Below are 20,641 nucleotides of genomic sequence, written 5' to 3'. Positions count from 1 at the left end.
GCCTGTCAGCAGGGCGCCTCTGAGCGCCCTGCCCGCGCGCTCCGCGCTGTTTCTGCCCGTCCTTATGTCTTAAATCTCCCGTTTCGCTTGCAAGTTAGCCCTTCAGCGGCTTTGCTTAACGGCGCAACGCGCTGATTGGCAGGCGTATAAAAGCAGTTTATTAAGGGGATTGTATGTCGTGGATTATGAAAGCAGGTCTGGTAGCGGTTACGCTTTTTTCACTGGCAGGCTGCATGCAGCATAGTGATGCCGTGGGTGCCGACGGTCGTCCGCACGCACCAAGTAACCAGCCGGTGCCAGGCGCCAGCGAAGGCGAAGGCCCGGTCGGCCAGCCGCAGGGTTAATTTTCGCTACCCGGCTGCGCCGGGTAGTTATTGCCCGTTCGGGGTATTGACAGGCTCTCTTTGCTGACATCCCGGGTATGAAATCGGGGTTAGCTGTTAGCTTTACTCTTTGCCGACTTTGTCATAAGCAGACCGCGCCAGGGCTATTTTTTGCGGCTCTCTCTCAGCTCTTCTCTCCGATGACAGGTCCTGAAGCCCGTGAGTCCGGTTAATATCAGGGAGACGCTCTGTCATGACTTCCTGAGCTAATTGGCCTAACAACGTATCTACTTCTCTCTCATCCGGTCGCGCTACGGATACCTTTTTTTCTATCAGGCCTGCTACCTGATTGAACAGGTGCTGCTCTTCAGCAACCAGCTTTTCAGTAACCCTCTCCATGTCAGTCAGACGTTGCTTTAGCTCTCCCTCAGTGAGATTTTTCTGCAGAGCCCAGGTGAAAGCCGTAATAGCAGCGTCAGCTTCATTTCTTAACCGGTCTGCCGTACTGATAATCGGCCCCAGATTAGCCGGCACACTCATCTTACGCGCTGCAGCCGTTCCGGATTTGGCTGCCAGCGCTTGCAGTATGGCCTGCATTTTCTTCCCCATCTCTTCTCTTGTACTCTGCCAGGCATCCATGCGGGCATGATAATCCCGGCTGACACGGGCATCGATTTCGCTTCTCTCACGGGCATGTCTGGCCCTGAGATCCTGCCCCCCGGCAACCATATTATCAACGTGGCGATTGAAGGCGTTCCACGCCTGGCGGTCCGCTTCCCTGCGTTTTGCCCGATCTGCTGCTGCCTTAAGTGCCAGCCTTTCTCTGTCCTGCTGAATATTCCTGTCTCGTCGCGAAAGAAGCCCGGTCAGCCTCTGCTCTTTCTGTATAAAACCTTCACGAGTGCTCAGCTGGGTCAACTTTTCTCTGATGCGCTCAGCTTCAGGCGATGGCGCTGCAGACGATCCGGGCTTCCATGCCGTGCCGATGTCAGGATCCCGCTCCAGCTCCGCAGATAATGCGCGCGCAGCTCGCTGAGCCTGCGCACCCTTTCCTGCCGTACTCAAAGTGCGGATCAACCCATCATTCCAGGGGTGCATATTTTGCTGACCACGGTTTTCCAGCAGATGATCCTTTAGCGGGTTGAGCATTGAGGCCAGGGGGGGGTCGCCTGTCGGGTTTTCTTCACTTTTAAGGGTATCGTCTAGTGTCTCAAAGTAATCCGTCGCCAGAGCCTGGCTGAACTCACTGCTCATTTGTGAATAGCCGGCAGGGGAAATATCTTTATCTAAAATAGTCTCAAGCATCTCTTTACCCGGATGGCGCGCCACATCAGCCAGCTGCGGACCCAATTTAAGCAGGGCATTGAGTTCGCGCTGCCGATCCTGGTTCGGCATTCCGTGCTGATGTTTCAGCGTTGTCAGGGTTCTGATTGAGCGTAATTTCTTTATTTCAGGTGAGGCGATCTCAGAAGAGGGGTTATCCGGCGCTGAAGCGAGAACAGCATCGCCGGCCGGCAGTGCATCGGACCAGGCTTTTTTCAGCTGAGAAGCGGTGACCGCAAAGCCAGCCTCTTTTAAATCCTTTAATACCTGTTCTTCACTGCGGCGGGAGGGTAAATCAGTTTCCTTTAGCCAGGCGCTCAGTGCTGAGCGCGTTACCGCACCACTGCTGCTGCTCGCCAGTGAGGCTAAGGGCGTCGGCCTGTCCGGCAAGACGGTTTCAGCAGATTTTGCGAAGGCTGGCGCATCGGGACAATGGTTGCCGATAACTCTGAAGTTGCTTTCGTTTACGTACTCAAGGCTATTTTTACTGACCAGAATATGGGACAACCGTATATCGGAGGTGTCAACCAACCGGATTGACGTATCCGGAAAAATCCTGCCTATGATTTTTTTTAACTTTGAGCGGGTATTTAACTCTTTATCAGACACGCCGATTTTATAAACAGAAAATGGAGAAGCGACAATAATCTCAATGGGTTTATTCGGGTTAAGCGCTTTTATTTCTTTCAGTACATCTTTAAGGGCGTTCTTATCTGTGGCTATTGTTAAGTGCGCTCCTGCTAAAAAATTTTCATGTCTGAAAGTAATCGTAAGGCAGCTGCTGACTCCCGGATAGCAGATACGATCGCGGGCTACGCCGGTTTTATCTTCTCTGAGCACCACGGCTGCCGCAACAGGCTCCTGGTCACGGGCCGCAACATGCGTAGTAACCGGCTGCGCCGCTTCACCAAAAGCCAGTTTATACGGGGGTAATTCGCCATATCGATAGCCATGAGGTTTACCAATATAAAAAAATTCACGCTCTCTGTTGTTGAGCTGATCGAGAGCAGAAAGCAGCGTTAGCTTGTCTATCTTTCCTGCTTTGAGCAATCGCCCGCCATGCTGCAGAATCAGTTGTGGTACGGAAATAAACTCGTTTTTATCCGCCTCACTATCAGCATCTATTTTGAGGAGGAGTTTCCCTTCTGCCATAAATTTTTTAGCTGTTTTCTCATGGCTACTGAAAGATAATATGGCTCCCTGGCTGCTGTGCCCGGCAGTATGCTCAAACAACTTTGCCAGATAATCATCAAAACATTCCTCCTCGTTTTCCTGCGTATTGCGGGTTACCCCCGCGCTCGTCACAGTATGCGGATCCGCATAGTGGGCACGATACAGAAACCCATCTTTTATAGCGTAATCGGCGTCTCTTATTTTCTGTTCAGAATCAAAACAGACATCCCGCTTATTAAAAATATTGCTTAACAGCGTTCCCGACTGGTTTTTTTTCAGCGTTGCCGCCAGCGCCAGGTGCTCTATGACATAGGGATCGCTAAAGAATGAGTCCAGAGATACACAGCCCTCTGGTGACGTGGCATCAGCCGGAGGCAGAGCAACAGGAACAGACTGCGCCGATGCTTTGTTAATAGTAAACATAGTAATCTCCATATCTTTACTGGCTTCGCGCCGGGATCCCTTCCGGCAGCAGCAATCACATTTTAAAGCGCAGACTTCTGACGTGAAAACCCGGAAAAATTGGGTTTATCGATAAGGTGGATGACTGGTTTGCCCGAAATCCGCGATGCGGCAAAAAGTATAGATGCGGCTTTTGAAGAACAACTTTCATAAATCGACCATTAACTACGCTATGCAGCGTTGCCAGCACCTGCCCGGTGCTTTATCAATTAATCGCAGGAAAAACATGAATCATGTCACCTGCGCAGGTTCTGTTTTGCAGTGAAAGATCAAAACGGCTGTTATCCAGGTATTATGATTTGGGATTGGTTATACAGGCACGCACGGTGAGGCGTCAGGAATGAAAAACAGCAGACACAAAAAAACCGCCTGAAGGCGGTTACGACATTACTTATAGTGCTTTTTTAATTCGGTGTTTTGTATGGTGCCCGGGGCGGGACTTGAACCCGCACGACCATAAGCCGAGGGATTTTAAATCCCTTGTGTCTACCGATTTCACCACCCGGGCAGGGTGTAAACTGGAGGCGCGTCCCGGAGTCGAACCGAGGTAGACGGATTTGCAATCCGTTGCATGGCCACTCTGCCAACGCGCCTTTATTCTGATGTGCAACCGGTCAGTGACCCATTGCTGAAACTGGAGCGGGAAACGAGACTCGAACTCGCGACCCCGACCTTGGCAAGGTCGTGCTCTACCAACTGAGCTATTCCCGCATAACTGCTGCTTTACCGAACTTGCTGTTTTTATTCAGCTTCTTGCAGCTGTGCTGCCGTTCGATGCGATGCATTCTACTTATCTCACGCAGTGAGTCAATAAAATTATCACCCACTGCGTCTGTTTGCTGCTTTTTGAATCGTATCGATCAGCTATCGAGCAGATCGCCGCGTGCTGCGCTCAGATACTGAAACATCGACCAGAATGTCAGCACTGCCGCGATATAGAGTGCGACCACGCCAACGCCTACTACCGTAGCATCAGGACGCCACAGCAGCGCAACCAGTGAGAGCATCTGCGCCGTGGTTTTGACTTTACCAATCCATGAGACGGCAACGCTGCTGCGCTTGCCAATTTCCGCCATCCATTCACGCAGCGCAGAGATAATAATCTCGCGGGCGATCATGGTGGCAGCAGGCAGGGTTATCCACCACGCGTGGAAATATTCCGCAACCAGCACCAGCGCCATAGCGACCATGACCTTATCAGCCACCGGATCGAGAAATGCACCAAAGCGCGTGGTTTGTTTCCAGCGACGCGCCAGAAAGCCGTCAAACCAGTCCGTTATGGCGGCAATAACAAAAATCAGCGCTGTCGCAAAAGGCGCCCAGTAAAACGGCAGGTAGAACGCCAGTACAAAAAAAGGAATCAAAAAAACGCGAAACAGGGTAAGACACGTTGGGATGTTATATTGCATATGCCAGTAACTGTCTGGTGTGTGTAGGGTTTAACGTATGTTCCTACATTGCCCCCCCTGTTTCAATGTTAGTGTTTCAGCGAGTGGTATATTTTTTCAGCCAGGGCAAAGGAGATACCGGGCACGCGGGCGATTTCATCCACGCTGGCGTTCATCAGCGGCTGCAGGCCTCCCATATACTTCAGCAGCTGCTGACGCCGTTTAGGTCCGATGCCTTCAATACTTTCCAGCGCGCTGGTGTTCTTCACTTTGGCGCGTTTTTTACGGTGGCCTGAAATTGCATGATTGTGAGCATCATCACGAATATGCTGAATGACATGCAGGGCTGGCGAATCCGGCGGCAGAGAAACGCCCTCACCTTCCGCTTCAAAAAACAGCGTTTCCAGTCCCGCCTTGCGATCGCTGCCTTTAGCGACACCAAGCAGAATCGGGTGCTGTTTATCCCAGCTGACATCCAGTTCCGCAAATACCTCTTTCGCCTGCGCCAGCTGACCCTTACCGCCATCAATCAAAATGACATCCGGAATTTTATCCTGCTCCAGCGCTTTGCCATAACGGCGGCGCAGCACCTGATTCATCGCCGCGTAATCGTCGCCCGGCGTGATCCCTTCAATATTGTAACGCCGGTAATCAGAACGCAGCGGGCCATCCTGATTAAACACCACGCAGGAGGCGATAGTCTGCTCACCCATGGTATGGCTGATATCAAAACACTCCATGCGCTGAATGCTCTCCAGCTTCAGCCAGGAAGCCAGCGCGGCAAGCCGCTGCTGAATAGTGGAGTGCTGCGACAGCTTAGTGGTCAGCGCCGTTGCCGCGTTGGTGCGCGCCAGCTTGAGATAGCGTGCCCGATCGCCGCGCGGCTTGGTCTGTATATTGACTTTGCGACCAGCCAGCGTACTGAGTGATTCAGCCAGCAGGTTGCGTTCTGCCAGGTTAAAATCCAGCAGGATCTCTCCGGGCAGGGTGCGCGCCTCGCTTCCCTGCAGATAAAACTGCCCGACAAAGGTCTGCACCACTTCCGTCAGCTCAGTGTCAGGCGGGACTTTGGGGAAATAGCTGCGGCTTCCCAGTACTTTCCCCTGGCGGATAAACAGCACGTGCAGACAGGCCATGCCCGCATCATAGGCCACGCCCATGACATCAAGATCGTCACCCTGATTTGAGACAAACTGTTTTTCAGTAATGCGGCGTACGGCCTGAATCTGATCGCGCAGCCGCCCCGCCTCTTCAAAACGCAATCCCTGACTTGCCGCCTCCATATGCGCTACCAGCTGGTTGATGACCTGATCATCTTTACCGGCCAGAAACAGCCGCACATAGTCTGTCTGCCGGGCATACTCCTCTTCGCTGACCAGACCGGCTACGCACGGACCGAGGCAGCGTCCAATCTGATACTGCAAACAGGGACGCGAGCGATTGCGATAGACGCTGTTCTCACACTGGCGAATAGGAAAGACTTTCTGCAGCAGGCCCAGCGTCTCGCGTACCGCATAGCCATTTGGAAACGGACCGAAATATTCCCCTTTGGCGTGTTTGGCACCGCGATGCATCGCCAGCCGGGGGTGCGTATCGCCGCTAAGAAAAATATATGGATACGATTTATCATCGCGCAGCAGCACGTTATAGCGTGGCTGGTAAAGCTTGATGTAGTTATGCTCCAGCAGCAGCGCTTCTGTCTCAGTATGCGTGACCGTAACGTCGATATTGCAAATATTACTGACCAGCACATCCGTTTTACGACTGCCAGTCTGCGCACGAAAGTAGCTGCTGAGGCGTTTTTTAAGGTCTTTGGCTTTACCGACATAGATCACCGTACCGGCCGCGTCATACATTCGGTAGACGCCAGGCTGGCTGGTTACGGTGCTGAGAAAGGCTTTGGGATTAAAGAGTTCACTCACTACTTATTAATGGCTCCGCGTTGAACAGACCATGACGAATGGCCAGATGCGTTAACTCTACATCACCGCTGATGTTTAGCTTACTGAACATACGATAGCGGTAGCTGTTAACGGTTTTCGGGCTCAGGTTCAACTGTTCGGATATCTCCGTAACTTTTTGTCCCCGGGTAATCATCAGCATAATCTGCAATTCCCGTTCCGACAAACAACTGAAGGGCGATTCCGCTTTCTGCGGCTCGATTTGGCTCAGCGCCATTTGCTGAGCGATATCTGAGGCGATATAGCGCTGTCCAGCGTGGACGGCGCGAATGGCGCTGACCACCTCCTGAGGCGCAGCGCCTTTGCTCAGATAGCCTGAGGCGCCCGCCTGCATTACCCGGGCCGGCAGCGGGTTTTCGGTGTGAATAGTCAGCATAATGATGCGAATATCGGGGTTGTAGCGGACAATTTTGCGCGTCGCTTCCAGTCCGCCGATACCCGGCATATTCATGTCCATCAGAACGACATTCACCGTGTGCTGACGGCACCATTTTACTGCATCCTCTCCGCACGCCGCTTCGCCGGCAATGACCAGTCCTTTGATATCTTCCAGAATGCGACGAATACCGGCACGTACCAGTTCATGGTCATCAACAAGCAGCAGGCTGATCAACGGGACATACTCCGCAGGTTAGAAAGGTAATTAAAAAAGAGCGTAATCTTAGCGTTTTTTATGCGCATTGAACATCAGACATACCAGAACAACCTGCGACGCAATGATCTAAATCAAATAATTAAATCTTTTCAGAAAAAAATCCATTTTCTGCAAACTAAACAGCTTTTTTATTTAACATTTCATTGAATAACAGCATGTTGTAATAAATTTGCCTGTTTTCTTTTTTTAAGCCGAAAAAGTATCAGGCGAGCCAAAACGGTCTGCACTGCCCTGCCTTTAACTGGATCGAATAATGATTTTTCTGGCCTCTGAATGAGAAAGCAAACCTATGATATACTCTCTGTTTTATGCACGGAAAGACAGAATCTGTGTAAATCGATACCACCAGGGAGTTGAAGATGAGTGATGAAGATTTCGTAACGTCGCGTGACACTCAGGCACTGGCTGATGAAGTTGCCTGCCTCAAAATGATGATTACTCTGATTCTCAAAGGCATGGGACAGGCAGACGCCGGTAAAGTAATTATCAATATGGAACGCTATGTGCAAAATGCGCTGGCTGATAAGCCCCAGGCTGAAGTATTCAGCAACACGATCCGTCAGATCAAAACCGCTTACCGTCAGTAAGCGGCCAGCCCCGTGCGCTGCACGGGGTATTAATTGTGCGCCTGCCAGTTAACGGAGACGCCGAGCGAAGGCAGCACCTCTTCCGGACTAAAGCGCCGCGTGCCGCGATATTTTTCCGCCAGTGCCGGCTGTTCAACCGGGATACGGATAGCGAACAGATTATCTTCCGACTGGATCAACCCTGGCGTCAGCGGTTCATAAACCACATTATGCTGTGCAAACATCTTCTCCAGCATCGGCGTGGCCGAGCTAATCAGATACTCCATGCCGCTCAGCTCTGCCAGCTGCACCGAGTGCCACAGGATATTCAGCGGTAATTCCGCATCCACCTCCAGCCGTGCTGAGTAGCGTGACATCTCCCAAACCTTATCCTGCGCAAACGGCAGAATAATACCTTCAGCCACTTCCGGTTCATGCCACGGCAGTAATCGCGCGCAGCCACAAATGCCTTTACGTGCATTCCAGGCGATAAGCCAGGTCACGTCTGAACGGTCGTAGCGATCGTACTCCTGCCCCGGTGTGCTCAGCCGCGGAGGAATTGACCAGCCTTCGCCACGCGCAAACACGCTATAACGATAGGTACCCAGTTCGGCTAGCAGTGAGGAAGGCATATCCTTTAGCTGTGTTTGAATTATTTTCATCATGCGCCTCTGACATCCCCATGTGTGCAATGATTTTTATCGTGCCAGCCTGGCTAAGTTTCCGGCGCAGGGTAGACAACTCAATACGGATAGGGAACTACCAGTATTAGTAGTTGCCTTTTGCTATATCAGACCTGTCGCTGCGGCATAACACGCTATCTGCGTTTTATTTGAAACGTTAAAACGTTTTTGCATGTTTTTTTGGTGAAAATTCACCGTATGTTCTGATATTGCCAAAATAAGCGAAATCTCTGCCGAGGTTTTTCCTTCAGCTGTCCATTTCAAAATTTCCAGCTCCCGCTCGCTAAATCCCTTAGCCAGCACCACCATTGAGCTATCTTTTAAGCGCTCAAGAACCCGTAAGCTCAGATCCGCCAGAAAGTTTATCTGTACCTCAAGCTCAACGGTGCGGTGCCTGGAGCGTCCGGGCTGACGTGATGCTATTGATAATATACCAATGGCACGATTTGATGCCATCGCTGAGCAAGAAAAGCCGCTCAGGAGTCCCGCTGCCTGCGCATCTGGCCAAAGATTAGCCGCCCCGGTGAAAATCTCAGCACACCACTCAATCCCTTTTCCGGGCTGCTGACAAAGCCGCAGTACAGGATCGACGGCATAGTAGTTATGCCGCTCATAATGCAGGATCCAGGATTCAGGGTAGGTGCTGAACAGGAAAAAACGCGGTCGGGTGAAGGGAACCGGCTGCTGCACAAAAAAGGCAAAGAAGTCGAATCCCAGAGCGACGATTTGCTTTTGCAACAGTGCTTTTAATTGCACCACCTCCGTCAACCCCTGAAACGCTTTTGCTGTTTCGGCTCGCCAGACAAAATAATTATCGGTAGTCATTATTATCCTGACGTATTTAACGTCTTTTATTAACCTGATGCTTGTCCGATTATATCGGTGAGACGTAATCTGAACAGAATGAATAAAAAGGCTCCTGCTGTAGATTGCGTTATACAGCCGGAAAGTTATCGAATTGTTGCCATAAAGCGAGCGCCGCAGTGACCTGACTGCCAGGCCTCAGGCGCATAAAGATACGTGAAACCAGCATAGGATTTTTCTGATAAAGTTTCAATCTTCCACCCATTAAAATTAATTATTAGATGGATAAAATTTTAGCATCGATTTTAAGTAAAATGATGATTAGCAGAGACATTTACCTTCAGTTAAAAGCGCTAAATGATTTAGTCATGGACGGTTTTTAATTCCACTGATAAATAAAGTTACCTCCGGCAATCGGCAACCCTGAGCTATCTGTATCTGCACCACGCTGATGCCTGCGCCATGCGCGACTACGCATTTTATCGGCATAAACTGCCTGCCGCAGTTGCATACGCTGTCATCAGCCGCTGGAATGAAAACAGAGTGAGGCGGATAACCAATATAATTCTGGTTTAACGCGATGATGTCCGCTGCAGATAGCCTGAACAATCTGACGCTGGCACCCGATTTTTCTTTTGGAGAGTAAATAAATTCACCGGAGATATCTCATTATTAAAACAGATGAGTGTTATTTAAGGCAGACTTATTTCAAACATAAAAATTAGTCGGGTAATGGTTCTCATTTGTAATCACGCCTTCTGCGTCTTTGAGGGACTGGATCTAAAATAGCGTTGGCGCAAATTAACTATTAAGCCTGCCCGGCTTTTAAAATTAACAGCCTGCCGCATCAGCGGCAGAATCCACCGCCGCGCATGCCCAGATGAAAGTGTGTGGTATGAGCTGCGTTGTAGTCTGGTCCCAGTGCGTTTCCAAAGCTGGCACAGCCGTTGCGCCAGAGTGCATGCAAACCCGCCGCGCTGCTGGCAGGCTGCTGCCAGTTTCTGGCGACCCGTAACCAGCGGCCATCGGCCAGCTGAAAAGCGGTGACATCCCACGCCTCTGCCGTAGCGTGTTCGCTGCGGCGTCCCTCCTGGCGATGATAGACGTTGCGGCAGGCGTAGCTGCCAACATGCTCAATACGCCGCAGCGGACTGGTGATACCCGCCTGCTGTAATGCAGCATTACTGCGCGTGACATACATCGTACTTGCCACGGCCATCGGACAGCTGGCAAGAAAACTGCTGCTGAGCGTAACCGGCCCAAACTGGCTGATACGAACCGGCTGTTCAATTGTGCAGTTACCCCGCACCGGAGGCGTCGTGCGAAAACTTACCCGTCCCTGCGCACTGGCGCGCTCCAGCACCGCCAGACAGGCGGCTGGATCGTGACGCAGTTTCTCCAGCTTGTAACGTGTTATCCAGCCTGGCGCATCCGTGACGTTAAGCGGAATAAACGGATTCCACTGCGCCGGAAGCTGCGATTTCAGCCAGGGCAAGCTCCACCACCCCACCAGAGCAATTATTCCTGTCGCAATGAGTGCGCGCACCATCTCTGCCTTATCACTTTGTAAACCTGTGACTAAGTGTAGCTGGCTTGCCTCATCTGCCTGTTCTTCCGGGAAAAAGTGCTGCTTATTTACGCAAAGTGACTAAAAGAGCAACCATGTAAATATTTGCTGACAGAGCAAAAAACGCAAAAGGTCACAAAGGTTAAAAAACAATTACCAGACCCGGTGGCCTTTCCTCTATCTTATGCGCTCTTGCCCTGTGCAAAGGCACGTATTTCAACAGCCATCAGAGCTGACACAACATCAAGACAGGAAAGCTATCTTTATGGTTGATCAATCCAAAGCAGCCCTCAGTGAGGCTGAACAGCCGGAAAAACTCCGGCGCAACCTGCATAACCGTCATATTCAGCTTATTGCGATTGGCGGCGCTATCGGAACCGGGCTCTTTATGGGGTCAGGCAAAACCATCAGCCTGGCGGGGCCGTCGATCGTTTTTGTTTATATGATCATCGGCTTCATGCTGTTTTTTGTTATGCGCGCAATGGGAGAGCTGCTGCTCTCTAATCTGGAATATAAATCGTTCAGCGATTTCGCGGCCGATCTGCTCGGCCCGTGGGCGGGCTATTTTACCGGCTGGACCTACTGGTTCTGCTGGGTCGTTACCGGCATCGCTGACGTGGTCGCCATCAGCGCCTATTTTCAGCTCTGGTTCCCCGGATTCTCTATCTGGATGAGCGCGCTGCTGTGCGTCTTTGTCTTTCTGGCGCTGAATATTGCCACGGTCAAACTCTTCGGGGAAATGGAGTTCTGGTTCGCAATTATCAAAATTGTCGCCATTGTTGCCCTGATTATTACCGGTATTGTGCTGGTCAGTACGCACTACCCTTCACCCGGCGGCAGCACGGCATCGCTCAGTAATATCTGGCAGCATGGCGGGATGTTCCCGAAAGGGCTGAGCGGCTTTTTCGCCGGCTTCCAGATTGCCGTGTTCGCTTTTGTCGGTATTGAGCTGGTAGGCACCGCCGCGGCAGAGACCAAAGATCCGCACAAGGTCCTGCCCCGCGCCATCAATGCCATACCGCTGCGCATTATTATGTTTTACGTTCTGGCGCTGCTGGTGATTATGGCCGTTACGCCATGGAATCAGGTGATGCCGGATCGCAGCCCGTTTGTAGAGATGTTTGTGCTGATTGGCCTGCCCGCTGCTGCGAGCATCGTTAACTTTGTGGTACTGACCTCAGCGGCCTCGTCAGCCAACAGCGGCATCTTCTCTACCAGCCGCATGCTGTATGGCCTGGCAGAACAGGGGGTAGCGCATAAGGCGTTTGGTCGTCTCTCCGCGCGCGCCGTGCCCACCACCGGCCTGTTCTTCTCCTGTCTCTGTCTGCTGGGCGGCGTCGCGCTGATCTACCTGATCCCGGACGTGATGACGGTGTTTACCATGGTGACCACGGTATCCGCCATTCTGTTTATGTTTGTCTGGACCATCATTCTCTGCAGCTACCTGGCCTACCGTAAACAGCATCCGCAGCGTCACGCGTCGTCAACGTTTAAGATGCCGCTGGGCAAAATTATGTGCTGGGTCTGCATGGCATTTTTTGCTTTCGTGCTGGGGCTGCTGACGCTGCAGGAGGATACCCGTCAGGCGCTGATGGTTACGCCGCTGTGGTTTATGCTGCTCACCATGGGCTGGCTGCTGCGACGCCGTAAAGCCTGATCCCGTTCTTTTTAAGGCCCGCATCAGCGGGCCTTTTTCATTTATAACCGCTGCCGGAACTGATGCCAGGCACGCTGGAGTGACGGGCGTGCGGCCGCCTCACGCTGCGGCGCCGCTGCTGGCGCTTCCGGCCTGCCAAGATTAAAAGTAAAGGTGTAATCGGGCGCCTCACCCATACGCAAATCGCTAATCAGCGTATTGCCCGCCTGCTGACGCAGCGCGTAAAAACCGTGACTGAACCAGACAACGCGCTCCGCATGCCACTGCCCTTTAAAAGGGGTCAGCAGCGCCATCTGACGATCGTGCCACGCAATCTGTAACGGCCGCCGGGGTGAAAACAGCGACCAGTACGCTTCGCCATAGCGATCGGGCGTAATAATGACCGTGCGCCAGACCAGCGTGTTGAACGCCGTCGGCGTGACCAGCAGCCGCTGTGATACAACGTGTTGCTGCGCCAGCTGCTGTTCAATCTGCCGCGTGGCGACGCCCTGTATCACCATGCTCCAGCCCAGATAAAGCGTGCTGATTAACAGGCCCAGGCGGGTCCAGCGCACGCCGGTGGCATCACGCCGCCATAGCGCTACGCCCAGTGCGATAAGCAGCGGCAGCGTATAGAGCGGATCGACAATAAACATACTGCCGATGGCAAACGGATAGTCAGTGAGCGGCAGCCCAAGCTGCGTACCATACACGGTAGTGAGATCGAGCAGCGGATGGGTGATCAGCGCCAGCCAGAGGGCCAGGCACCAGCTGCGCCAGTGCGCTTTGCTGCGGGTGATCCCGGCGGCCAGCCAGCCGGCCAGCGGTGCCAGCAGCGTCAGGATCAGCAGCGCATGGCTCTCGGTGCGATGCAGCGTCATATTGCGTATTGCGTCGCCGTGATCGACGAACACATCCAGATCCGGCAGCGTGCCGGCGACTGCCCCCGCCAGGGCCGCCTGCCATACCGGTACCCGGCGGTTCATGACGGCAACGGTAACTGCAGCGCCCAGCGCCAGTTGCGACAGCGAATCCATGCTTCTCCTCCCTCAATCGTTAGCGCACGCGAATGCCTTCGATAATCATCCGCTCTACGTTCTGCAACGTCTGTGCAAAAAAGTCGGGATCCTGCAGCGTCTGCCCGGTGACCGCCTCAACCTGCGAGGCAAAGTCAGCATAGTGCTGCGTGGTGGCCCAGAGCATAAAAAAGAGATGCTGCGGCTGAATGGCAGCCAGCTGTCCGGCGCTGATCCACTGCTCGACTATTGCCGCCTTACTCTCTACCAGCGCTTTCAGGTCGCCCGCCAGTTCACCACGCAGCAGTGGTGCGCCCTGCAGCATCTCCAGACAGAACAGCCGCGATGCCTGAGGATGATCGCGGGAGACCTCAAGCTTCAGGCGAATATAGTGGCGAATGGCCGTCAGGGGATCCTGGTCGGCGCGCAGCGCGCGCAGCGGTGCCAGCCAGACATCCAGAATCTCTTTCAGCACGGCGACATACAACACTTCCTTTGAAGGGTAATAGTAGAGCAGATTCGTTTTTGACACCTCTGCTCCCTCAGCCACCCGGTCAAGGCTGGTGCCATGAATACCGAACTGGGAAAACAGCGCCAGCGCCGCCTGCAGGATAGCGGCGCGTTTTGCGGTCGCCGCCTGCGAACGACGGCGCGGTTTTTTCTCATCATTTTTCATGCTGTTACCTCTCCCTGTCGTGAATTCACATCATAACACAGCTGGCAGATATGGCGGGCTGCACCTTTTTTGCCCGACGGCTGCCTGATTGCTGTGCATTTGTTTTGACCAAATGGTCTGAAAATCGCGGTGCCGTCCCGGCTGGCCGATCGGCGGTTCATATCCTGATGATAAATATAAAAATTATTTATGTGGCACGCGACTTGCAATCAAGAGAGAGCGCCGCCCGCAGGATGCGTGCAGGAAGCAGCGCAGCGCGTGAAACCGTCCTATCAATGCAAAGAGGTGACATATGAAAATTGGTGTCTTTGTTCCGATTGGCAATAACGGCTGGCTGATCTCTACGCATGCGCCGCAGTACATGCCTACTTTTGAACTCAATAAAGCGATTGTGCAGCGCGCTGAGCACTATCACTTCGATTTTGCACTTTCAATGATCAAGCTGCGCGGCTTCGGCGGCAAAACGGAGTTCTGGGATCACAATATGGAGTCCTTTACGCTGATGGCCGGCCTGGCGGCGGTCACCTCGCGGATTGAGATCTACGCCACGGCTGCCACGCTGACGCTGCCACCCGCCATCGTGGCGCGTATGGCTGCGACCATCGACTCAATTTCTGGCGGACGCTTTGGCGTAAACCTCGTCACCGGCTGGCAGAAACCAGAGTATGAGCAGATGGGGATCTGGCCGGGCGATGACTATTTTGCCAGCCGTTATCAATACCTGACTGAGTATGTCACGGTGCTGCGCGATTTATGGGGAACCGGCCAGAGCGACTTCAAAGGTGATTTTTTCACGATGAACGACTGTCGCGTCAGTCCACGGCCGCAGAAGCCGATGAAGGTGATATGCGCCGGACAGAGTGATGCGGGCATGGCATTTTCAGCTCAGCATGCCGACTATAACTTTTGCTTTGGTAAGGGCGTTAATACGCCAGCCGCCTTTGCACCGACCGCAGCCCGCATGAAGCTTGCTGCTGAGCAGGCGGGCCGCGACGTCGGCTCCTACGTTCTGTTTATGATCATCGCCGCCGAGAGCGACGAAGCGGCCCGCGCAAAATGGGAGCACTACAAAGCTGGCGCCGACGAAGAGGCACTCGCGTGGCTCACGACTCAGAGCCAGCAGGATACCCGTTCAGGCAGCGATACTAACGTGCGTCAGATGGCTGACCCGACCTCCGCCGTTAACATCAATATGGGCACGTTAGTTGGCTCCTTTGCCAGCGTGGCACGCATGCTGGATGAAGTGGCTCAGGTTGATGGTACGCACGGCGTGCTGCTGACCTTTGATGATTTCCTGGAGGGTATTGAAGCGTTCGGCCAGCGCATACAGCCGCTGATGCAGTGCCGTCGCAACGTGATCGCTGCGGCGCAGGAGGTAGCATAATGAAAACCGTCACCTGCGCACACACCGGCACCACACCGCATATCACTCTGCCCGCCCGTCCGGAGGCGATCGCCCTGCCTCCGGCTCAGAGCGCGCTGATTGTCGTCGACATGCAGAATGCCTACGCCACTAAAGGCGGCTATCTCGACCTGGCGGGATTTGATGTCTCTGCCACCGAGCCGGTTATCGCCAGAATTCATCAGGCGGTCACCGCGGCACGCGCTGTCGGCGTACAGATTATCTGGTTCCAGAACGGCTGGGACAGCGATTACACCGAGGCGGGCGATGCGGGCTCCCCCAATTTTCACAAATCTAATGCGCTGAAAACCATGCGCCGCCAGCCTGAGCTGCAGGGCACCCTGCTGGCGAAAGGCACCTGGGATTATGCGCTGGTGGATGCGCTGACGCCCGAACCGGGCGATATCGTGCTGCCAAAACCGCGCTACAGCGGCTTTTTCAATACGCCGCTCGACAGCATGCTGCGCAGCCGCGGGATCCGTCATCTGATTTTTACCGGCATCGCCACCAACGTCTGCGTCGAGTCCACGCTGCGTGACGGCTTCTTTCTGGAATATTTCGGCGTGGTACTGGCTGACGCCACGTATCAGGCCGGACCTGATTTTGCGCAGCAGGCCGCGCTGTTCAATATCGAAACGTTTTTCGGCTGGGTCAGCGATACACAAACGTTCTGCGAAGCCCTGCAGGGTCAGTAACTTTTCGCTATCAGGAGATCAGACTATGCCCAAACGCGTCATTATCCCGGCTGGCAGCAGTACGCCGATCGCCCCGTTCGTACCCGGAACGCTGGCTGACGGCGTGGTGTACGTTTCCGGCACCCTGCCGTTCGATGCGGACAATAACGTGGTTCACGTCGGCGATGCGGCCGCGCAAACCCGCCACGTGCTGGAGACCATCAAAAACGTCATTGAAACCGCCGGCGGCTGCATGGCTGATGTCACGTTCAACTCTATTTTCATTACCGACTGGCAGCACTACGCCGCCGTGAATCAGGTCTATGCCGACTATTTTCCCGGCGATAAGCCCGCGCGCTTCTGTATTCAGTGCGGTCTGGTAAAACCTGACGCGCTGGTTGAGATTGCGTCTGTGGCGCACATCGGACAGGCGGAGGCGTAATGAAGCTGGATATCCACGGGTTGACCACTGCCGATGCGCCCACGCTGGTCCTCGCATCAGGCCTTGGTGGCGTTGCCGGATTCTGGCAGCCACAGCTGGCGGCGCTCAGCACCCGCTACCGCGTTGTCACATACGATCAGCGCGGCACCGGGCGCAGTGCAGCGCCGCTGCCTGAGGGTTACAGCCTGGCAATGATGGCAGCCGAGCTGGCGGAGGCGCTGGAACAGCATCAGATCGCGCGCTACAGCGTGGCTGGCCATGCGCTTGGGGGGCTGATTGGTTTGCAAATGGCGCTGGATCACCCCGATCGGGTTGAGCGCGTGGCGGTCATTAACGGCTGGCTGACGCTCAGCCCCCATACCGCGCGCTGTTTTAAGGTCAGAGAGGATCTGCTGCTGCAGGCGGGTACCGAAGCCTTTGTACGCGCTCAGCCGCTGTTTCTCTATCCTGCCGAATGGCTGGCGCAGCATCAGGCGCGCGCTGAGGCAGAAGAGAGGCATCACCAGCAGCACTTTCAGGGCGCAGAGAATCTGTTGCGTCGTCTGCACGCGCTGAAAACGGCAGATTTTCGTGCCTGCGCCGCGCGCATCACCCAGCCGGTGCTGGCGATCTGCAGCCAGGACGATCTGCTGGTGCCGTGGAGCTGTTCAGCACAGCTGGCGGCAGCGCTGCCGCAGGGCCAGCTGCTGACCATGCCGTGGGGCGGCCACGCCATGAGCGTGACCGATAGCGATAATTTTAACACGCTGCTGCTGCGCTGGCTGGCTGAGACCGCTCAGCCCGCCTGTCTGGCAGCGGGCTGAGATCAGGAGTCTGAACATGAGCCTACATGCCCTTCCGGATTTACCCGCAGTCGATCGCGACACCTTTCGCAACGCTATGGCGCAGCTGGGTGCAGCCGTTAATGTTATCACCACCGATGGCCCGGCAGGCGTGGCTGGCTTTACCGCCTCCGCCGTCTGCAGCGTGACCGACTCCCCGCCGACGCTGCTGGTCTGCCTGAACCGCTCCGCCTCAGCCTGGCCGGCGTTTCGCGATAACCGTGCACTCTGCGTCAATACCCTCTCGGCAGACCAGCACGCCCTTTCCACGCTGTTCGGGGGCAAAACCGCGATGGCGGATCGCTTTGCCGCCGCGCAGTGGCAGACGCTTGCCAGCGGTGCTCCGCTGCTGGAGGCCGCGCTGATCTCCTTTGACTGCGAGATAACACAGCGGGTCAGCGTTGGCACACACGATATTCTGTTCTGTACGGTGCTGGCCGTGGCCCAGGGCGAGGCGCGCCAGGGGCTCGCCTGGTTCGATCGCGGTTATCACACCTTCTCCCGGCAGGATGCCCGCTGATACCGCATAACGCGGCCTGTTCTACTCACTCTCAGGAGATGATCTATGGCGAGTACCTGGTTTCCACGCTGGCGCGTTAAGTCAGCAATGACCGACGACGGCTTGATTGCCCCGGACGAGACGCTGCCGCTCGGGCAGACGCTGGTGCTTGGGCTGCAGCATGCGGTCGCAATGTTTGGCGCAACGGTACTGATGCCGCTGCTGATGGGGCTGGATGCCAATCTCGCTGTGTTACTCTCCGGGATCGGTACGCTGCTGTTCTTTTTTATTACCGGCGGGCGCGTACCGAGCTATCTCGGTTCCAGCGCCGCTTTTGTGGGCGTAGTGATTGCGGTCACCGGTTTCACCGGCCAGGGCCTTAACACTCACCTCTCCGTGGCGCTGGGCGGCATTATCGCCTGCGGCGCGCTCTATACCCTGATTGGTCTGATTGTGATGAAAGTGGGTACCGGCTGGATTGAGCGCCTGATGCCGCCGGTCGTCACCGGCGCCGTCGTTATGGCGATTGGCCTGAACCTGGCGCCGATTGCGGTGCACAGTGTTTCTGCCACCCTGTTCGACAGCTGGATGGCGGTGCTGACGGTGCTCTGTATCGGACTGGTGGCGGTCATGACGCGCGGGCTGGTACAGCGCCTGTTGATCCTGGTAGGGCTGATCGTGGCCTGGGCGTTCTATGCGCTGCTGACCAATGGCTTCGGCCTCGGTAAACCGGTGGATTTCAGCGGCGTGGCGCACGCCGCCTGGTTTGGCGTGCCGCATACGACTGCCCCTGTGTTCGACCTGCAGGCGATAGTGATGATTGCGCCGGTCGCCATTATTCTGGTCGCTGAAAATCTGGGGCATATTAAAGCGGTAGCAGCTATGACCGGACGCAATCTCGATCCGTGGATGGGCCGGGCGTTTGTTGGCGACGGTCTGGCCACTATGCTCTCTGGCTCTGCCGGCGGCAGCGGCGTGACAACCTATGCCGAAAACATAGGCGTCATGGCGGTTACGCGCGTCTACTCTACGCTGGCGTTCGTCGCCGCGGCCCTGATCGCAATACTGCTGGGTTTTTCACCGAAATTTGGCGCACTCATCCATACCGTGCCAGCACCGGTCATAGGCGGCGCGTCTATCGTGGTATTTGGCCTGATTGCGGTGGCCGGTGCCCGTATCTGGCTGCAGAATCAGGTCGATCTCGGGCAGAACGGTAATCTGATCATGGTCGCTACCACGCTGGTTCTGGGCGCCGGCGATTTTGCGCTTAAGATCGGCAGCTTCACGCTCGGCGGTATCGGCACCGCGACCTTTGGCGCCATTATCCTGAACGCAATTCTGCAGCACCGTAGCCGCGCGCCGGCCGGTTCAGCTGCACAGCCACACGGTTAAGGCTTCTGCGGTGCCTCATCGGGCACCGCTTTCTTACGCCGCAGCCGCAGCTCACTGACAATCACGCCACAGACAATCAGCGCACCGCCCAGCAGCGCGGCCGCAGGCAGTCGCTCCCCCGCGAGACGCCCGACAATTCCCGCCCAGACCGGCTCTCCGGCATAAATTACCGTAGCGCGTACCGGTGACACACTGCGCTGGGCCCAGTTCATCGTCACCTGAATCAGGGCGCTGGCGGCGCCCAGGCCTGCAGCGCTCAGCACCAGCGGCAGAGAAAACGACGGCAGCGCTTCACCGTTCGGGATCATAAACAGAAAGGCGCAAGCGGAGGCGACCAGCAGCTGCACCAGCGTTACCCGCCGCACATCCACCTGTCCGGCATAGCGGCTAATCAGAATGATCTCGGCAGCAATCGCCAGCGTGCTCAGCAGGGTCGCGCTCTCCCCGGCGCTGAGGGCGATGCCGCTCTGCTGCGGCCCCGCCACCAGCACCAGGCCGCTGAACGCCAGCGCAATGCCCAGCCATGCCATAATGCCCGGCGGCCGGCGCAGCACCAGCCACTGCAGCAGCGGCACCACCGGAACATAGAGCGCCGTCAGAAAGGCAGACTGGCTGCTGGAGATAGTCTGCATCCCCCAGGTTTGCAGGCCATAACCGCCCGCAATAGCCAGGCCAATCATTGTGCCCGCTCTGATTTCAAGCCAGGTCAGCGCGCGCAGATAGCGCCAGAAAAAACAGGCCAGCAGCAGTGACGCCGTGGCAAATCGCAGTCCGACAAAAAAAAACGGACCGGAGTATGCCATGGCGCGGTGCACCACCAGAAACGTGCCGCCCCAGACCATGGTGATGAAAATCAGCACCAGTTCCTGACGGGTAATGCGCAGATAAGGACGTGCAGGTAACGCAGACATAGAACACCTGATAAGTAGCCAGGCGTCATTCTGGCGTAACCCGGCCCGCAGGCGCAACAGCCGGCCGGGGTTATCTGCTCAGCGTGCAGCAATGTGATTCGCGTTCAGAATTACGACTCATCTGAAAAAATGCCATTTTAATACTAAAAATCATAACGTTAACTTTTTAAGCGTGCTAAATCTCAGCGGGCAGCAGCGCCATTTCCCGGCAGCCCGCGCATGCTCTTCTATACTCTTTTTACTTATCTTACCGGGAGGTTAGAACCA

19 protein-coding genes and 3 tRNA genes are annotated in these 20,641 nt (G+C 55.0%); 9 read left to right on the top strand and 13 right to left on the bottom strand.

Going from position 1 to position 20,641, the window contains the following annotated elements; translation table 11 throughout:
• Window positions 1-173 precede the first annotated feature (173 nt).
• Entirely contained in the window at window positions 174-344 is a 171-nt protein-coding gene (locus F3J39_RS02710) for a hypothetical protein (protein WP_039383726.1), read from the top strand.
• Window positions 345-446: 102 nt separating this feature from the next.
• On the opposite strand, the gene F3J39_RS02705 is transcribed toward F3J39_RS02710, so the two are convergent.
• The 7 genes from F3J39_RS02705 to uvrY form a co-directional block, all read right to left on the bottom strand.
• A complete protein-coding gene (locus F3J39_RS02705; protein WP_166713812.1) occupies window positions 447-3,242 on the bottom strand; it encodes a hypothetical protein in 2,796 nt (931 codons plus the stop codon).
• A gap of 461 nt (window positions 3,243-3,703) precedes the next feature.
• Window positions 3,704-3,789: transfer RNA gene (locus F3J39_RS02700), tRNA-Leu, on the bottom strand.
• Window positions 3,790-3,800: 11 nt separating this feature from the next.
• A tRNA-Cys gene (locus F3J39_RS02695) sits at window positions 3,801-3,874 on the bottom strand.
• Between the two features lie 42 nt (window positions 3,875-3,916).
• Window positions 3,917-3,992: transfer RNA gene (locus tag F3J39_RS02690), tRNA-Gly, on the bottom strand.
• A 149-nt stretch (window positions 3,993-4,141) separates the two neighbouring features.
• Window positions 4,142-4,690 (bottom strand): CDP-diacylglycerol--glycerol-3-phosphate 3-phosphatidyltransferase, encoded by a 549-nt coding sequence (gene pgsA / locus F3J39_RS02685; protein ID WP_039383718.1) that lies wholly within the window; start codon window positions 4,688-4,690, stop codon window positions 4,142-4,144.
• A 68-nt stretch (window positions 4,691-4,758) separates the two neighbouring features.
• Window positions 4,759-6,591, bottom strand: a complete 1,833-nt coding sequence (gene uvrC, locus F3J39_RS02680) for an excinuclease ABC subunit UvrC (protein ID WP_039383716.1) — start codon at window positions 6,589-6,591, stop codon at window positions 4,759-4,761.
• Window positions 6,584-7,243 carry a UvrY/SirA/GacA family response regulator transcription factor gene (gene uvrY, locus F3J39_RS02675; RefSeq protein WP_039383715.1) on the bottom strand — a complete coding sequence of 220 codons (660 nt, stop codon included), beginning with the start codon at window positions 7,241-7,243 and terminating at the stop codon, window positions 6,584-6,586. The genes uvrC and uvrY overlap by 8 nt, the downstream gene beginning before the upstream one ends.
• Window positions 7,244-7,644: 401 nt before the next feature.
• Between uvrY and F3J39_RS02670 the strand changes: the two genes are divergently transcribed.
• The gene (locus F3J39_RS02670; RefSeq protein WP_039383713.1) at window positions 7,645-7,872 is read left to right on the top strand and encodes a DUF2594 family protein; all 228 of its coding nucleotides are present in this window, start codon (window positions 7,645-7,647) and stop codon (window positions 7,870-7,872) included.
• Window positions 7,873-7,901: 29 nt separating this feature from the next.
• On the opposite strand, the gene F3J39_RS02665 is transcribed toward F3J39_RS02670, so the two are convergent.
• From F3J39_RS02665 to F3J39_RS02655, 3 genes are all read right to left on the bottom strand, one after another.
• Window positions 7,902-8,513, bottom strand: a complete 612-nt coding sequence (locus F3J39_RS02665) for an acyl-homoserine-lactone synthase (RefSeq protein ID WP_071668718.1) — start codon at window positions 8,511-8,513, stop codon at window positions 7,902-7,904.
• Window positions 8,514-8,636: 123 nt separating this feature from the next.
• Entirely contained in the window at window positions 8,637-9,359 is a 723-nt protein-coding gene (gene sdiA / locus F3J39_RS02660; protein ID WP_104084758.1) for a transcriptional regulator SdiA, read from the bottom strand.
• An 826-nt stretch (window positions 9,360-10,185) separates the two neighbouring features.
• Window positions 10,186-10,884 carry an extensin family protein gene (locus F3J39_RS02655; protein WP_039385784.1) on the bottom strand — a complete coding sequence of 233 codons (699 nt, stop codon included), beginning with the start codon at window positions 10,882-10,884 and terminating at the stop codon, window positions 10,186-10,188.
• Window positions 10,885-11,170: 286 nt separating this feature from the next.
• On the opposite strand from F3J39_RS02655, the gene cycA reads away from it, so the two are divergent.
• A complete protein-coding gene (gene cycA, locus F3J39_RS02650; protein WP_166713811.1) occupies window positions 11,171-12,562 on the top strand; it encodes a D-serine/D-alanine/glycine transporter in 1,392 nt (463 codons plus the stop codon).
• Between the two features lie 41 nt (window positions 12,563-12,603).
• Here the strand turns inward: cycA and F3J39_RS02645 are convergent, their stop codons facing one another.
• Together F3J39_RS02645 and rutR are read right to left on the bottom strand one after the other, a co-directional pair.
• A complete protein-coding gene (locus F3J39_RS02645; protein ID WP_166713810.1) occupies window positions 12,604-13,578 on the bottom strand; it encodes a metal-dependent hydrolase in 975 nt (324 codons plus the stop codon).
• A gap of 19 nt (window positions 13,579-13,597) precedes the next feature.
• Window positions 13,598-14,233: an HTH-type transcriptional regulator RutR gene (gene rutR, locus F3J39_RS02640; protein ID WP_108569223.1), complete on the bottom strand. Its 636-nt coding sequence runs from the start codon at window positions 14,231-14,233 to the stop codon at window positions 13,598-13,600.
• Window positions 14,234-14,525: 292 nt separating this feature from the next.
• On the opposite strand from rutR, the gene rutA reads away from it, so the two are divergent.
• The 6 genes from rutA to rutG are packed head-to-tail and all read left to right on the top strand — an operon-like array spanning window position 14,526 to window position 19,463.
• Window positions 14,526-15,617, top strand: coding sequence for a pyrimidine utilization protein A (rutA, locus tag F3J39_RS02635; protein ID WP_094111354.1), 1,092 nt, complete (start codon window positions 14,526-14,528; stop codon window positions 15,615-15,617).
• Window positions 15,617-16,330, top strand: coding sequence for a pyrimidine utilization protein B (gene rutB, locus F3J39_RS02630; RefSeq protein WP_166713809.1), 714 nt, complete (start codon window positions 15,617-15,619; stop codon window positions 16,328-16,330). Before rutA ends, rutB begins: the two co-directional genes overlap by 1 nt.
• 25 nt (window positions 16,331-16,355) lie before the next feature.
• The gene (gene rutC / locus F3J39_RS02625) at window positions 16,356-16,751 is read left to right on the top strand and encodes a pyrimidine utilization protein C (protein WP_039383696.1); all 396 of its coding nucleotides are present in this window, start codon (window positions 16,356-16,358) and stop codon (window positions 16,749-16,751) included.
• Entirely contained in the window at window positions 16,751-17,554 is an 804-nt protein-coding gene (gene rutD, locus F3J39_RS02620) for a pyrimidine utilization protein D (protein WP_039383693.1), read from the top strand. The genes rutC and rutD overlap by 1 nt, the downstream gene beginning before the upstream one ends.
• A 16-nt stretch (window positions 17,555-17,570) precedes the next feature.
• On the top strand, window positions 17,571-18,092 hold the full coding sequence (rutF, locus tag F3J39_RS02615; RefSeq protein ID WP_039383691.1) for an NADH-dependent FMN reductase RutF: 522 nt from the start codon (window positions 17,571-17,573) through the stop codon (window positions 18,090-18,092).
• Window positions 18,093-18,137: 45 nt separating this feature from the next.
• Complete coding sequence (gene rutG / locus F3J39_RS02610; protein ID WP_104084751.1) at window positions 18,138-19,463, top strand: pyrimidine utilization transport protein G; 1,326 nt, start codon at window positions 18,138-18,140, stop codon at window positions 19,461-19,463.
• Here the strand turns inward: rutG and F3J39_RS02605 are convergent.
• Window positions 19,460-20,374, bottom strand: a complete 915-nt coding sequence (locus F3J39_RS02605; RefSeq protein ID WP_104084750.1) for a DMT family transporter — start codon at window positions 20,372-20,374, stop codon at window positions 19,460-19,462. The genes rutG and F3J39_RS02605 overlap by 4 nt on opposite strands.
• Window positions 20,375-20,641: the final 267 nt, after the last annotated feature.

This window comes from Pantoea sp. Acro-807 (assembly GCF_011752675.1).
GTDB lineage: Bacteria > Pseudomonadota > Gammaproteobacteria > Enterobacterales > Enterobacteriaceae > Pantoea > Pantoea eucrina.
This window is presented reverse-complemented; position numbering and strand designations above follow the sequence as displayed.

Excerpts from the sequence above, each read along its gene's own strand:
- pgsA (WP_039383718.1), bottom strand. The coding sequence starts at position 4,690 with ATGCAATATAACATCCCAACGTGTCTTACCCTGTTTCGCGTTTTTTTG.
- F3J39_RS02665 (WP_071668718.1), bottom strand. The coding sequence starts at position 8,513 with ATGAAAATAATTCAAACACAGCTAAAGGATATGCCTTCCTCACTGCTA.
- rutC (WP_039383696.1), top strand. The coding sequence starts at position 16,356 with ATGCCCAAACGCGTCATTATCCCGGCTGGCAGCAGTACGCCGATCGCC.
- rutR (WP_108569223.1), bottom strand. The coding sequence starts at position 14,233 with ATGAAAAATGATGAGAAAAAACCGCGCCGTCGTTCGCAGGCGGCGACC.
- F3J39_RS02670 (WP_039383713.1), top strand. The coding sequence starts at position 7,645 with ATGAGTGATGAAGATTTCGTAACGTCGCGTGACACTCAGGCACTGGCT.
- F3J39_RS02710 (WP_039383726.1), top strand. The coding sequence starts at position 174 with ATGTCGTGGATTATGAAAGCAGGTCTGGTAGCGGTTACGCTTTTTTCA.
- rutD (WP_039383693.1), top strand. The coding sequence starts at position 16,751 with ATGAAGCTGGATATCCACGGGTTGACCACTGCCGATGCGCCCACGCTG.
- cycA (WP_166713811.1), top strand. The coding sequence starts at position 11,171 with ATGGTTGATCAATCCAAAGCAGCCCTCAGTGAGGCTGAACAGCCGGAA.
- sdiA (WP_104084758.1), bottom strand. The coding sequence starts at position 9,359 with ATGACTACCGATAATTATTTTGTCTGGCGAGCCGAAACAGCAAAAGCG.
- F3J39_RS02645 (WP_166713810.1), bottom strand. The coding sequence starts at position 13,578 with ATGGATTCGCTGTCGCAACTGGCGCTGGGCGCTGCAGTTACCGTTGCC.
- rutG (WP_104084751.1), top strand. The coding sequence starts at position 18,138 with ATGGCGAGTACCTGGTTTCCACGCTGGCGCGTTAAGTCAGCAATGACC.
- F3J39_RS02705 (WP_166713812.1), bottom strand. The coding sequence starts at position 3,242 with ATGTTTACTATTAACAAAGCATCGGCGCAGTCTGTTCCTGTTGCTCTG.
- F3J39_RS02605 (WP_104084750.1), bottom strand. The coding sequence starts at position 20,374 with ATGTCTGCGTTACCTGCACGTCCTTATCTGCGCATTACCCGTCAGGAA.
- rutB (WP_166713809.1), top strand. The coding sequence starts at position 15,617 with ATGAAAACCGTCACCTGCGCACACACCGGCACCACACCGCATATCACT.
- rutA (WP_094111354.1), top strand. The coding sequence starts at position 14,526 with ATGAAAATTGGTGTCTTTGTTCCGATTGGCAATAACGGCTGGCTGATC.
- rutF (WP_039383691.1), top strand. The coding sequence starts at position 17,571 with ATGAGCCTACATGCCCTTCCGGATTTACCCGCAGTCGATCGCGACACC.